The sequence below is a fragment of the Helicobacter pylori genome (genome assembly GCF_900120335.1).
Classification (GTDB): Bacteria; Campylobacterota; Campylobacteria; order Campylobacterales; family Helicobacteraceae; genus Helicobacter; species Helicobacter pylori_BU.
On record NZ_LT635477.1, the window covers coordinates 163,966 to 177,143 of the forward strand.

The window sequence follows — 13,178 nt, forward strand, 5'->3', positions numbered from 1 at the left end:
TTAAAGGCCTTGTGATGTTAAGTAGAGACATTGTCCAATATTCCAAGATCCGCACTGAGTTATACGCTTATCTCACTTATTTGTTTTCGCACAATATCCGCAACCACCTTCCTGAAATCACTTTGGATTATTTAAACAGGCAAATCAGTAAAATGCACGCTGAAATCAAAATGGCAAAAAGTTTTTTTGTGTTAGACGCTAAGGGCATGCTCATGCTTAAGCCAAGCCAATTTAAAGAGCATGGGCATAAGGAAGGGCTATTAGAGCATGATTTAACAGAAGGGATTGAATTAGAATCGCATGCCAGTTTTAGCGATAAGTATTATTTTTATCAAGCCGTGAATGAAAAGCGTTGCATTTTAACGGATCCCTATCCTTCTAAAAAAGGAAACCATTTGGTAGTGAGCGCGTCTTACCCGGTGTATGATCAAAATAACGATCTAGCGTTTGTGGTGTGCTTGCAAATCCCTTTGAGAGTGGCGATTGAAATCAGCTCGCCTTCAAAGTATTTCAGGACCTTTAGCGAAGGGAGCATGGTCATGTATTTTATGATTTCTATCATGCTCACTTTAGTGTCGCTGCTTTTATTTGTGAAATGCATTTCTAGCTTTTGGACAGCGATCGTGCATTTTAGCAGTTTTGACATTAAAGAAGTGTTCCACCCTATCGTGCTTTTAACCCTAGCCTTAGCCACCTTTGATCTAGTCAAGGCGATTTTTGAAGAGGAAGTGTTGGGTAAAAATAGCGGGGACAACCACCATGCGATCCACCGCACGATGATCAGGTTTTTAGGCTCTATCATTATCGCATTAGCCATTGAAGCGTTAATGCTGGTGTTTAAATTCAGCGTGAGCGAACCGGATAAAATCACTTATGCGGTGTATTTGGCTATTGGCGTGGCGGTGCTTTTAATCAGTTTGGCGATTTACGTTAAATTCGCTTATAGCGTGTTGCCCAAACGAGAACGCTAAGAGTTTAAAAACCTTTCTTTTAAGCGTTTGAAAATCTTACTCAATCTAAAAAAAACATATTCTAAAAGGGTTTTTGGATTGAGTAGGGGGGCAAGAAATTCAAAGGTTTTTTGTTTGTCTTTAAGGCTTAAACATTCTGTCATTTGCTTAAGGAATTTCACGGAATATTCAGCGTAAAAAGGGGTTTTTAAAAGAATCTCATGCCATTCTTTAGAATATAAAGCAGTGGGTGAAATCCAAGGTTTTCCTACAAAATAAAAATGCAGCATGACGATTTCTTGTTGGTTGGGGATGAAGCGTTTTTGATTGGCCATGAAAGGGTGGGTGTTATAAATATAAGGTAATTGTAAAACTTTTTGATAGCATGCGAGCGTTAAAAGATCCTGTTCAGGGCAAAACACGCACTGGCCTTTTTGATGGGTTAAATCCAATAAGCGTTCTTCTAATTTATCAGCCCGCCATAGCTTTAAATTCACGATTAAAAACCCAACGTTATAGTGGTTTTCACAAATGATTTGCATGTCGCTTTCATTCAAGTAATGCTCATAGAGAGAAAATTTTTGGCGAGGCTCTCTCTCTCTTTCTGTTTGAAAATGTTTAAGGTTTTTAGGAGAAGAAAAATCTTTAGCCGCTCCAAAATAATAAGAATCTAGCGGGATAAAAAAACTCTCGCTCACATCGTTTAAAAACAAAGTGTCCGCATCAAACATGATGATTTTGTCGTATTGCGGGAATAAAGAAGCCAAAAACAAGCGGCACATGACCATTTTAGAAAAGCGAGTCTTAGCGTAAATATTGAGTTGCAAAAAAGCTTCATGGATTTTATCAATGACAGAAGGTTCTGCTAGGGTAGTAGTAGGGTTATTGGGATCTGAAATGTCTAAAAAATCCACGCTCGCAAAAGCGCTAAAGAGGGCTAGAGTCTCTTTTAATTTTTGTTGGTTTTCAAGGCTTAAGTTATCCACCAGGCAGTGGATTTTATAAAAAAGTTTTTTGTTATCACTTTGTAATTGGGGATTTTGCGATTTAGGATTTTCTGATTTAGCGCAAGCCAGCATGGAATACAGGCTCACGCCAGCCGGAATGGCGTAATGATTGTCAAAAGCGATAACGATAGGAATAGTAATACTCATTTTAAGTGGTTTCCCTAAAATAGGTTTTTTAAATCAATTTAATCCAAAAGTTGAATTTATTTTTTTAATAATTATACTATAATAACCAATTAAATTGGGGTTTTACTGATTTGTCTTTGTGTGAGCTTTGGCTTAGTTTTGTAAGGAATGAGATGATAAAGAGTTGGACTAAAAAGTGGGTTTTGATTTTATTTTTAATGGCAAGCTGTTTTGGTCATTTGGTGGCTACAACCGGTGAGAAATATTTTAAGATGGCTAATCAAGCCCTTAAGAGAGGGGATTACCATAGAGCGGTGGCTTTTTATAAGAGGAGCTGTAATTTGAGGATGGGGGTTGGTTGCACGAGTTTAGGCTCTATGTATGAATATGGCGATGGCGTGGATCAGAATATTTCAAAAGCCGTTTTTTATTACAGAAGAGGGTGTAATTTAAGGAATCATCTCGCTTGCGCGAGTCTAGGCTCTATGTATGAAGATGGCGATGGCGTTCAAAAAGACCTTCCAAAGGCTATCTATTATTACAGGAGAGGGTGCCACTTAAAAGGTGGGGTGAGCTGCGGTAGTTTGGGTTTTATGTATTTTAATGGTACGGGCGTTAAACAAAATTATGCCAAAGCCCTTTCTTTTTCTAAATACGCTTGCAGTTTGAATTATGGCATTAGTTGTAACTTTGTAGGGTATATGTATAGGAGTGCCAAAGGCGTGGAGCAGGATTTGAAAAAAGCCTTTGCGAATTTTAAAAGAGGGTGCCATTTAAAAGACGGGGCGAGCTGTGTGAGCTTGGGATACTTGTATGAAGCCGGTATGAATGTCAAACAAAATGAAGAGCAGGCTTTGAATCTTTATAAAAAGGGTTGCTCTTTAAAAGAAGGGAGCGGTTGTCATAATGTGGCGGTGATGTATTACACGGGTAGGGGAGTTCCAAAAGATTTGGAGAAAGCCACTTCATATTATAAGAAAGGGTGCGCTTTAGGCTTTAGTGGTAGTTGTAAGGTGTTAGAAGTGATTGGCAAGGAGTCTGATAATTTGCAAGATGACGCGCAAAACGACACGCAAGATAGCGTGCAATAAGCCAAAGCTTAAAGGCTAGAAACAATCCTTAAAACTCATCTTATAGAATCTTTCTGTATTCTCTCTTGCTATCAAATAGGGATTGAAGCGTCTCTATTGATGGATATTGAGACGCAATAAAATTTAAACGCTCAGAATTTGGATCCGCTCTCATCTGCTAATAACTAAAGCCTTATTGATTCTTTAATTTTTTAAAAAATGGGGTTTTGATCACTCTATTTTCAAACTCATTTCCTTAAGGGGATAGGGGGTATTTTGAAATAATCCCCTTACAACCCTCCCTTAACCCCAAGACCGCTTCTAAAAAGCTATCGTTTGACTAGGAATCAAGCTCTTTACTATTTTTGTTTTTAAAAATACTTTGAGTATTTTTAAACGCCTTAGCAGAAAGCCCAAATACCTTTAGCGTTTGAATTGAACGCTACTCATTCACAATTATAATATCCCCATGCATTCGCATCTATGGTAGGAAGCGTTGGGAGTTACGCCTTTTAAAGGTATGATGCATAAAAGATCGAATGCACTTTGGACGCTCAAACTCTGTAAAATCCCTATGATAGAAACACAGAGTGAAAGCCAAACTCTCCCCCCAACATCAGCCTAAAAAAGCCTAAATGCCTTTAGCGTTTCACTTTCACTATGGATTATAAAATGCCTTTGAGCCTTTTAGCCTTTCACTCAATATTCGTATAAAGCGCGACCACATCATCATCGTCTTCAATCCTATCCAATAATTTTTCGGTAAGCTCCATCTGTTCGTCATTCAATTCAATGGGCGTTGTGGCGATGCGTTGCAAACCCGCTTTTAAAATGGGTAATCTCAAGCTTTCAAACCCCTCATTTAAAAGCTTGAAGCTGTTATAATCCCCCCTAATAATAATTTTATCCTCCACTTCTTCTAATGCTTCCAAACCATAATCAATGAGGGCGAACTCTAAATCTTCTAGGCTGAGTTTTAAATTTTCCACTTCACTTTTCAAGCATTCAAACACGCTTTTTCTATTAAACATAAACTCTAAAGAGCCATTAGGCACGATGCTCGCTCCTTGCGTTTTATTGAAATAGCTTTTAAGGTTGGCGATCGTTCTAGTGGGGTTATCAGTCATGCATTCCATGATGATTAGCACGCCAAAATTCGCCTTACCCTCATAAGTGATTTCACTCAAATTCCCCTCTTTGCTGCTCGCTCTTTTAATCGCTGCATCAATATTGTCTTTAGGCATGTTTTGCGCTTTAGCGTTTAAAATCGCTGTTCGCAGTTTGGCGTTCGTGTCCGGCTCGCTCCCGCCATCTTTTGCCGCTAGAGTGATCGCTTTGGCGAGCTTGGGGAAAACCTTACTCATCTTATCCCATCGTTTTTCTTTGGCCGCTCTTCTGTATTCAAACGCTCGTCCCATTCAATTCCTTTGTAATAAGTTAGCCACTTCTTTAGCATGATAGCTGATAATCATATCCGCTCCCGCTCTTTTAAAACAAGTCATCGTTTCTAACAAAACGCTTTCATAGTTGATCAGGTTGTGTTTTTGCGCGAGTTTGAGCATAGCGTATTCCCCACTCACGTTATAGAGCGCTAAAGGGAGCAAAGTGTGATTTCTAATCTCTTTAACAATATCCAGATACGCCAAAGCCGGCTTCACCATTAAAATATCCGCGCCCTGCTTTTCATCTTCCAAGCTTTCTAAAAGCGCTTCTTTTTGGTTAGCGTAATCCATTTGATAGCTTTTGCGATCGCCAAAACTCGGCGCAGAATTGGCCACATCTCTAAAAGGCCCATAATAACTGCTCGCAAATTTAGTGGAATAGCTCATGATGGGCGTGTGAAAATACCCGGCCTTATCTAGTGCTTTTCTCAAGCTTAAAACATTGCCATCCATCATGTTGCTTGGGGCTAGAATATCCACGCCGCTTTCGGCTAAAATAAGCCCTTGAAGATTTAAAATCTCTAGCGTTTTATCGTTAGACACAGAATCGTTTTCTAAAATCCCGCAATGCCCATGGTCGGTGTATTCGCAAAAACACAAATCCGCTATAACGATTAAATCCTTAAATCGTTTTTTAATTTCTCTCGTGGCTTTTGCGACAATGTGATCCTTATTTAACGCATGGCTTCCTGTTGCGTCCTTATGTTTAGGAATGCCAAACAATAAAACGGCTTTTATGCCTAAACCCACTAATTCTTCGCATTCTTTTAAAAGAGGCTCTATACTCATTTGATACACGCCAGGCATGGAGCTGATTTCGTTTTTAATATAACTATCGCTTTCTATGACAAATAAAGGAGCGATGAAATCATTGATATTTAAACGCGTTTCTCTTAACATCGCTCTTAAATTTTCGCTGCTTCGTAATCTTCTCAATCGTTTGAACATGTTCTCTCTTTTTGTTTTTCTTTAACCCCACAATTGGCTTTTTCTGTTCCTTTCATTCCCTTCATCTCTCTCAAATTTTCGGGGGGGGGGGGGTAGCTCTTCATTATCCGCTTCTAAATCGTAAAAACTATTAAAAACGCAATCATGGATAGTGAAACAGATTCTTCCATTGCTATAATGATAGCTCAAATTCAATCCCATAGCCTCTAAAGCGTTTTTAATGATATACATGCCTAACCCAAAACCATGGGCTTGGCTGGGGTTAGAAGATTTAAAGTAGGGTTGCAAATACTTTTCAAAATCTTCTTTTAAAGGTTTGCTTTTATTGGACACCACTAAATTATTGCCTATGAAATCCAAAAACACTTGTTTGTCATCGCTGTATTTGATCGCATTATCTACCATGTTTTTTAACGCTATAGCAAACAATTCAAAATCCGCTTCAATGATGTAATTGGAAGAGGATACATGGATAGGGCTTTTTTTATCCTCATCAATTAAAAGCATTTTTTCAATCTTGTCTATCAAATCGCTCATTAAAAATTTTTCTTTATTGCTCCCATAGTTTTTGGAAGCGAGCTGCTCAATGCGGGCAAATTGCTCAATCAGCGTGTTTAGGTGATCAAAAATGGAAATGAAGCGTTTTTGCGACAATTCTTCTTTGAGCATAGAGCTTAGTATTTTGCCCTTAGTGATAGGGGTGCGTAGTTCATGCATGATAGAGCGCAAAAATAAAACCCGAGATTCATTCATCGCATTGATTTTTAGAATGCAATTGTCAAATTCGTTAGCCAGATCCCCTATTTCATCTTTTTGCTTGCTTTTACAACTCACGCTTTTATCCCCTTGAGCGAAGCGTTTCACTTGAGATCTTAACTCTCTTAAGGGCAATAAACTCTGCAAAACAAATAAAAAGAGGAATAAAATCAATAACAAACCCACCGTAATAGCTAAGAAATAATTCCTATAAGAAACCGAATGCAAATCTTTATAAAGCACAAAATGCTCATCCTTTTTTAAAAGGATAAAAACCATATCGCTGAATTTAAACACTTCAGCATACCCAATATTTCTGTGGTGCAACTGGTGGCGTCTTTTGGCTAAAACCTTTTCTAAATTTTCTATTGTGGTTTCTCTAAAGCCAATTTTATAGAGGTAATCTTCTATAGCTCTATAATCAGAGTAGTTATTTAAAATTTCATTGATGGTGGTAACAAACTGGTAATGGCGCATTTCGTTTTGATATTTTTCATGGTTGATTTGAGAAGACACGAAATAGTAAGCGAACGCTCCAAAACTAAAGAGCGTTATCATAAACAAAGCGACAACTTTAAAAAAGATAGAGAAACGCAAAATCCCTTAACTCCTTATTAGAATATCAATATTCTAATTTATAACCAATCCCTCTAACAGAGATGATGTATTGCGGTTGTTTAGGATTTTTTTCAATCTTAGATCGCAAACGGCCAATGATCACATCAATGCTTTTATTAGAGCTTTCAGGGTTGATGCTCTCGCTCTCAATCGCAATGCTTTCACGGCTAAACACATAACCTTTTTTGCTAATGAGAAGCGAAAGGATTTCATATTCAGCCCTAGTTAAGTCTAGCTTTTTTTCATGCATATACACTTCTCGGTTATCCTTATTCACCCTAAAGATATTCGCATCGCCTGGCTCACTCACTTCTTCTTTTTTATGAGAACGCCTGAGTAAGGATTGGATGCGAGCTAATAATTCTTTAGGATCATAGGGTTTAGGGAGATAATCATCAGCCCCATAATCTAGCGCTTTAATCTTATCTTCCACATCGCTTCTTGCTGAAGAAATAATAATAGGGATATGTTTTTGTTTGGAGATGCGCCTACACACTTCAAGCCCGTCTAAATTAGGCAAAGTTAAATCCAACAACAACAAATCATAATTTTGTGTGTTAGCCGCACTAAGACCGGTATATGGCTCATCGTAATTGGTTACATGAATGCCATGTTGGAGCAAAAACTCGCTCAAAAACTTGGCTAATTCTATATCATCTTCTATCATTAAAACTTCTATCATACTTCAATTAACTCCTTCAATGATTTCTACAACTTTAAAAACGATTAACTCTGTTAATGTTTTAAGGGCTTGATTTTAGCATTTTATTGCTAAAGATACCTTAAAGATGTCTTAAAAATAAAAATTCAAAACATTATCATAGTTATTAATGGGAATTTAAGGCTTTGTTTTCATGGAATATTAAAAATTAAAAAGCGCTTTGAGTGTTTTTTACTCTCAAAAGAGCCTGCATAAGCAAGCGACAATTTCTTATTTTAGGGGGGTTAAAAGGGGGAGAATGATTTCAAAATACCCCTATCCCCTTAAGGAAATGAGCTTAAAATAAAGTAACTAAACCCCCATTTTTTAAAATTAAAATAAAATTTCAGCGTCAGTATTTAATTAAAACAAAACTTTATTTTTGCATGCTACTTTGTGTTTTCTCGCTCCAAAGATTCCAATCGTTTTTCAAGCACGCTCAATTGGTATTGCAAGAAACGCGCCACTAAATCCAAACGCTTCAGCGCTTCTTTTTCTTCTAAAGCCTGCATGCCCTTCAATAACACTAAAGTTCTTTCTAGTAAGTTTCTTAAAAAAACCCGCTCGCTTGAAATTGGCGCTTGCGTGGGGGTTTCTGGCGTGATTTCTTCTATAGTGATTCCTTTTGCTTCTTCTTCTTTTTCTTCTGTATTTTCTTCTGTGATTTTTTCTTGGGTTTCTATTTTAGCAGCGTTTTTTGGCTCTAAAGGGGTGTTTTGCAAATAGGGAGGCGTTTTAAAAAAAGAGGGCGTTTTTTGCGCCGCATCAAAGCCATCATCAATCGTTTTAGCCATTTTTTCAATTTCATTAAGGGTTTCTGAAATAATGTTTTTCAATTCCATTCTACCAGCCATTGTTCTAAATTTTCAACGCTCAAAAAATCCCCTTTGATAAAATTCAAATAATGTTGCTTTAATAACGCATCGTGTTTGAAAGGAGCGCAATTTTTTTGGATTTTTTCCAAGCGTTTTATTTGTTTTAACGCCTCTGTATGGTCAGGGGTTTTGTTTAAAATATGAGTATAAATTTGCAACGCTTCTTCAAAAAACCCTTGTTCTTCGTAAATATGAGCGAGCGTGATAGTTTCTAAGGGCATGCGTTTCTCTTAATCGTTTGTAATACCTAATCTCTAAACGCCATTTTTAGACTCTACTTGGGTGCGTAAAAAACTAAAAGCCGGCAAAGGCGCGGGCAGTCGCACTAAATTCACATTCCCGCTATGGATAGTTTCTAACTCGGTGTTATTTTCTAAAAGGATTTTATACAGCACTAAATAAGAGCGTTTTTCAAAGGTATAAATCTTGCCAATTTCATTGACTACGGGCGTGATAGCCGCATTTTTGGGGGCGATGATTTCATAAGCTATGTTAGTGGTGGTGGTGAATTTGCATGCAAAAAAACGCCCGTCTTCTGTTATTTCGCCATTGACTTGAAAATCCCCTTCGCTAATGGCTGTTTGGTGGTTTTGAGTGTCCAGCCTTTCAAAAGGCCTTCGCATCAAATAGCCGTCCGTAAAACCCCTGTTTTTAAGCGTGTTCAATTCACTAGCATAAAAACTCGGCTTTAAGGTGTTATGGTAAAAATCATCAACCGCTAAACGATAGATTCGCGTGGTTTGCGCGGCGTAGTAACTGGACTTGGTGCGCCCTTCAATCTTGAGCGCGCTAATGGCGTTGGAATTTAAAATTTCAGCGATATGGCCAGAGAGATTCAAATCTTTAGCGTTAAAAATATGCGTGCCTACGCCTTCTTCTTCAACCAACCTCATCATCACGCCGTTATCAGGGTTTTTCACATAATATTCATAATCAAACCGGCAATCATTCGCGCAACTCCCTCTATTAGGCACGCGCCCCTTTTGTAAAGCCGAAATCAAGCAACGCCCTGAAAAGGCAAAGCACATGCTCCCATGCACAAAGATTTCTAATTCCAAATTAGGTAGGGCTTTTTTAATTTCAATCGCATCATTCAGGCTCAATTCCCTAGCGCACACGATGCGTTTAACCCCTAAATCATAAAACACTTGCGCATCTAGCGTGTTTAAAACATTCGCTTGCGTGGATAAATGGACAGGAATATGCGGGGCGATTTTTGAAGCGAGCTTGATGACACCAGGCGCAGCGATAATGAAAGCGTCTGGCTCTAGCTCTGCCATTTTATAAAGATGCTCTTCTAAAAGTTTGAGCTGTGAATTGAAAGGGAAACCATTGATCGTGGCATAGACTTTTTTATCCAACGCATGGGCGTAGTCAATCCCTTCTTTAAAAGTCTCTAAAGTGAATTCTTTACTGGCGCGATTGCGTAAAGAAAAATGGCTCACTCCCCCATAAACCGCATCAGCCCCATAGTTGAGAGCGATTTTAAGTTTCTTTAAATTACCAGCTGGAGAGAGTAATTCAACTTGATTCAAAATCACTTGGCTCCAAAAGAAGCGATCAAAGCTTCAATATCATCAGCGCTGGCTAAATCTTTATCGTCATCACCGGTGATAAAAGTCGCTGAACTCACGCGCTTAGAATCATCAATTTTGCCTTCAAAAAGCGAATTCATGTATTGGCTGAGCGCTCGCATGACATTGACCACGCGCTCAATTTTTTGGCGGTGAATATCTTGAAACTGCATAATATCCATCGCTTGCATGGAGCTATCAGAGCAATTGGTGGCTTCTTCTTCAATGCTTTTAAGGGCGTTTAGGATTTCTTGTTGCTCATTGAGTGCGGTTTTAAAAGATTCAACATGGGGGAAATGACCATGCAAATTGTCAAAAATTTCTTGGTGTTTTTGCAAAGGTTCTTGGATTTTTTTAACCATTTTAGCGATTTTCTCAGCGCTAGATCCGATCAGATCCAATTGATCAAAAATCTGCGTGGCTTTCACTTCAGAATCTCTTGTAACATCGTCTAATTGATGCACGACTTTATGCTCTTCAGTGGGGGGAGGGGGTGGCCATTCATTGGGGCTAATCTTGCCGTATTTTTCAGCGTCCTCTTTTTTGACGGTCATTTTTTCACTATAATTGGAATTTTCTTTACCCTCTTTAGGCTCTTCTTTAGTTTCTTCTTTCTCTTTAGTGGGTTCTTTAGCCTCCTCTTTGGTTTCTAAGGCTTCCAAGTTTTCTAAATCGCCACCACTCATCAAAGCGTCTAATTCTTCTTGTGTCATTGTTGTTCCTTATGCGTTTAAAAAGCGTTTTATAGTAACCATAATTTATCGGCTATCATTTTAGCGCACTTAAGCTTTAGCGATCAAAACGCCCTCTAAAATCGCATCAATATCGCCGTCTAAAATCGCTTCCACATTGCTATAAGCAATATTGGAGCGCGCGTCTTTGACTTGCTGGTAGGGGGCTAAAACATAGCTTCTTATTTGATGCCCCCAACCGATCTCGCTTTTTTCTTCATTTTTGGCGCTACTTTGCTGTTTTTCTAATTCCAATTCATAAAGCTTGGATTTAAGCATTTTTAACGCGCTCGCCTTGTTTTTATGCTGGCTCCTGTCGTTTTGGCATTGCACCACAATACCGGTAGGGAAATGCGTGATTCTAACCGCGCTTTCTGTTTTATTGACATGCTGACCGCCTGCCCCACTGGCTCTGTAATAATCATAACGGACATCTTTTTCATCAATTTCTATATCAATATCATCGTCTAATTCAGGGCTAATTTGCACGCTCGCAAAACTCGTGTGCCGTTTGGCGTTCGCATCAAAGGGCGAAATCCTTACAAGCCTATGCACCCCGTTTTCATTCTTTAAATAGCCATAAGCGTTTTCGCCCTTAATGATAAAGGCGACCCCTTTAATGCCCGCTTCTTCGCCATCTTGATAGTCTAAAATCTCGCTTTTAAAGCCCCTTCTTTCCGCCCACCTCAAATACATGCGATACAAAATGCTCGCCCAATCCTGGCTTTCAGTCCCCCCCGCTCCAGGCTGAATGGTGATAATAGCGTTTGAGGCGTCATTCTCACCGCTTAACATGATTTCAATTTCCACTTTTTGCACGCTGTGTTCTAAAACAGGAGCCTCTTCATAGAGTAAGGATAAAGTAACCTCATCGTTATCGTTTTGAGCGAGTTCAAACAATTCCACGCTTTCATCTAAAGAATTTTTCGTTTTTTGATAGGTTTCTAGCAAGCGGTTCAAGCGCACTTTTTCTTTATTGGTGTCTCTGGCTTTTAAAACATCTTGCCAAAAATTAGGGTATTCTTGCTCTTTTTCAATGCGTTCTAATTCCTGTTTGATCTTTTCAGGCTTGATGATTAAGGCGATATTATCGCATTTGTTTTGCAAGCTTTTTAACAATTCGCTATAGGTGTAATTATCCACAAACAGAACCTTTATGAGTGGGGTTTTGAACTTGTCATTATAGCATTGTTAGCGGCCATTTTAATTTTCAAACCTTAAAATTTCAATTTCGCCCTGAACCAATCCCACTCCTTCATCAATTAAAGCGATAGAATCCACTTGCGCAAGGGCTTGAATCGCTCCTGATTCATAGCGGTTGTTGTTGTAAGGAATGAATTGGTGGTTTGAATAGTTGCCTAAGATTAAATGCGTCCGTTTGTTATTAAGCTTTAAAGGGGCATTGATTTGAGCCTTAAAGGGTTTTAATTTAAAATCTTTATTTAAGGATAAGCGCTCCAATAAGGGTAGAATCAAAACTCGTAAAACGACTAAGCAACTTAAAGGATTACCCGGTAAGCCTATGATAAGACTTTGATTGAGTTGGGCTAAAGTTACCGGTCTTCCAGGTTTGAGATTGATTTTTTCGTAATAAAAAAGGGCGTTTTTTTCTTTCAAGGCGTCTTTAAAAAAGTCTTTATCCCCCACGCTCACCCCCGCGCTTGAAAGGATGACATCATAGCCTTGCAATTCAAGTATTTTAAGCTGTAAATTTTTATCATCTTTTAAAACCCCTAGAAAATGCGTGTTGTAGTTTTTAAGCATGTTAAAAACACCCACTGAATTAACATCATAAACTTGGCATTCTAGGGCGTTTTGCCCTAAAGGCACTAATTCATCGCCGCTGCTAAAGAGAGCGATTTTTAATTTCCTAAACGCTTTGATTTCTTTGAACCCTTGAGAGGCAATGAGCGCGATATGCCCATAATTCAAACGGGTATTTTTAGGGACCAAAACGCTGTTTAAAGAAGCGTTCTCGCCCTTTTGACGGATATTAGCGTGAATTTTAAAATCTTTAGGAGCTAGGGCGAAATCTTTATGACTCTCTAGCATGCATTCTATGGGAACGATCGTTTCTATTCCCTTTGGCACCATCGCTCCAGTCATGATTTTAACGCATTCATTTTCTCTAACTTCTAAAGTGCTCACATCATCTCCGGCAAAAATGTGCTGGATGATTTGAGTTTTTTGGCCTAAATCTTGCATTTTAAACCCATAGCCGTCCATAGCGCTTTGATTGAATTTAGGCAAGGCGTGAACGCAAATAATATCCTCTGCTAAAATGCGCCCTGCGCTTTCAAACAAAGAGACAACCTCTACTTCTAAGGGTTTTAGGGGAATGTTAGAATGGATTTTTAGGGCTTCTTTAAAACTAATCATGT

General features: G+C 38.6%; 13 protein-coding genes. 2 read left to right on the plus strand and 11 right to left on the minus strand.

Annotation, left to right across the window (positions count from 1 at the left end):
• Positions 1 to 14: 14 nt before the first annotated feature.
• Positions 15 to 971 (plus strand): PDC sensor domain-containing protein, encoded by a 957-nt coding sequence (locus tag CS889_RS00840; protein ID WP_089086546.1) that lies wholly within the window; start codon positions 15 to 17, stop codon positions 969 to 971.
• On the opposite strand, the gene rfaJ is transcribed toward CS889_RS00840, so the two are convergent.
• Positions 968 to 2,104 carry an HP0159 family lipopolysaccharide 1,6-glucosyltransferase gene (gene rfaJ / locus CS889_RS00845; protein WP_089086547.1) on the minus strand — a complete coding sequence of 379 codons (1,137 nt, stop codon included), beginning with the start codon at positions 2,102 to 2,104 and terminating at the stop codon, positions 968 to 970. The genes CS889_RS00840 and rfaJ overlap by 4 nt on opposite strands.
• A 152-nt stretch (positions 2,105 to 2,256) precedes the next feature.
• Here rfaJ and CS889_RS00850 point away from each other — a divergent pair, with 152 nt between their 5' ends.
• Entirely contained in the window at positions 2,257 to 3,174 is a 918-nt protein-coding gene (locus tag CS889_RS00850; RefSeq protein WP_089086548.1) for a tetratricopeptide repeat protein, read from the plus strand.
• A gap of 674 nt (positions 3,175 to 3,848) precedes the next feature.
• Here the strand turns inward: CS889_RS00850 and CS889_RS00855 are convergent.
• The 10 genes from CS889_RS00855 to CS889_RS00900 form a co-directional block, all read right to left on the minus strand.
• Positions 3,849 to 4,571 (minus strand): YebC/PmpR family DNA-binding transcriptional regulator, encoded by a 723-nt coding sequence (locus CS889_RS00855; protein WP_089086549.1) that lies wholly within the window; start codon positions 4,569 to 4,571, stop codon positions 3,849 to 3,851.
• The gene (hemB, locus tag CS889_RS00860; RefSeq protein WP_089086550.1) at positions 4,572 to 5,543 is read right to left on the minus strand and encodes a porphobilinogen synthase; all 972 of its coding nucleotides are present in this window, start codon (positions 5,541 to 5,543) and stop codon (positions 4,572 to 4,574) included.
• A gap of 21 nt (positions 5,544 to 5,564) precedes the next feature.
• Positions 5,565 to 6,896 (minus strand): acid-sensing histidine kinase ArsS, encoded by a 1,332-nt coding sequence (gene arsS, locus CS889_RS00865; protein WP_099167447.1) that lies wholly within the window; start codon positions 6,894 to 6,896, stop codon positions 5,565 to 5,567.
• 25 nt (positions 6,897 to 6,921) lie between these two features.
• On the minus strand, positions 6,922 to 7,599 hold the full coding sequence (gene arsR / locus CS889_RS00870; protein WP_089086551.1) for an acid response regulator transcription factor ArsR: 678 nt from the start codon (positions 7,597 to 7,599) through the stop codon (positions 6,922 to 6,924).
• 407 nt (positions 7,600 to 8,006) lie between these two features.
• Positions 8,007 to 8,459, minus strand: a complete 453-nt coding sequence (locus CS889_RS00875) for a CiaD-like domain-containing protein (protein ID WP_172825145.1) — start codon at positions 8,457 to 8,459, stop codon at positions 8,007 to 8,009.
• Positions 8,450 to 8,713: a hypothetical protein gene (locus CS889_RS00880; RefSeq protein WP_089086553.1), complete on the minus strand. Its 264-nt coding sequence runs from the start codon at positions 8,711 to 8,713 to the stop codon at positions 8,450 to 8,452. Before CS889_RS00880 ends, CS889_RS00875 begins: the two co-directional genes overlap by 10 nt.
• A gap of 33 nt (positions 8,714 to 8,746) precedes the next feature.
• Positions 8,747 to 10,033, minus strand: coding sequence for a peptidase U32 family protein (locus CS889_RS00885; protein ID WP_172825085.1), 1,287 nt, complete (start codon positions 10,031 to 10,033; stop codon positions 8,747 to 8,749).
• Entirely contained in the window at positions 10,030 to 10,779 is a 750-nt protein-coding gene (gene cheZ, locus CS889_RS00890) for a protein phosphatase CheZ (protein ID WP_089086554.1), read from the minus strand. The genes CS889_RS00885 and cheZ overlap by 4 nt, the downstream gene beginning before the upstream one ends.
• 69 nt (positions 10,780 to 10,848) lie before the next feature.
• Positions 10,849 to 11,940, minus strand: coding sequence for a peptide chain release factor 2 (gene prfB, locus CS889_RS00895; RefSeq protein WP_089086555.1), 1,092 nt, complete (start codon positions 11,938 to 11,940; stop codon positions 10,849 to 10,851).
• A gap of 60 nt (positions 11,941 to 12,000) precedes the next feature.
• Positions 12,001 to 13,176, minus strand: coding sequence for a molybdopterin molybdotransferase MoeA (locus tag CS889_RS00900; protein WP_089086556.1), 1,176 nt, complete (start codon positions 13,174 to 13,176; stop codon positions 12,001 to 12,003).
• Between the last annotated feature and the right edge of the window lie 2 nt (positions 13,177 to 13,178).

Excerpts from the sequence above, each read along its gene's own strand:
- CS889_RS00840 (WP_089086546.1), top strand. The coding sequence starts at position 15 with ATGTTAAGTAGAGACATTGTCCAATATTCCAAGATCCGCACTGAGTTA.
- rfaJ (WP_089086547.1), bottom strand. The coding sequence starts at position 2,104 with ATGAGTATTACTATTCCTATCGTTATCGCTTTTGACAATCATTACGCC.
- CS889_RS00850 (WP_089086548.1), top strand. The coding sequence starts at position 2,257 with ATGATAAAGAGTTGGACTAAAAAGTGGGTTTTGATTTTATTTTTAATG.
- CS889_RS00855 (WP_089086549.1), bottom strand. The coding sequence starts at position 4,571 with ATGGGACGAGCGTTTGAATACAGAAGAGCGGCCAAAGAAAAACGATGG.
- hemB (WP_089086550.1), bottom strand. The coding sequence starts at position 5,543 with ATGTTCAAACGATTGAGAAGATTACGAAGCAGCGAAAATTTAAGAGCG.
- arsR (WP_089086551.1), bottom strand. The coding sequence starts at position 7,599 with ATGATAGAAGTTTTAATGATAGAAGATGATATAGAATTAGCCAAGTTT.
- CS889_RS00875 (WP_172825145.1), bottom strand. The coding sequence starts at position 8,459 with ATGGAATTGAAAAACATTATTTCAGAAACCCTTAATGAAATTGAAAAA.
- CS889_RS00880 (WP_089086553.1), bottom strand. The coding sequence starts at position 8,713 with ATGCCCTTAGAAACTATCACGCTCGCTCATATTTACGAAGAACAAGGG.
- cheZ (WP_089086554.1), bottom strand. The coding sequence starts at position 10,779 with ATGACACAAGAAGAATTAGACGCTTTGATGAGTGGTGGCGATTTAGAA.
- CS889_RS00900 (WP_089086556.1), bottom strand. The coding sequence starts at position 13,176 with ATGATTAGTTTTAAAGAAGCCCTAAAAATCCATTCTAACATTCCCCTA.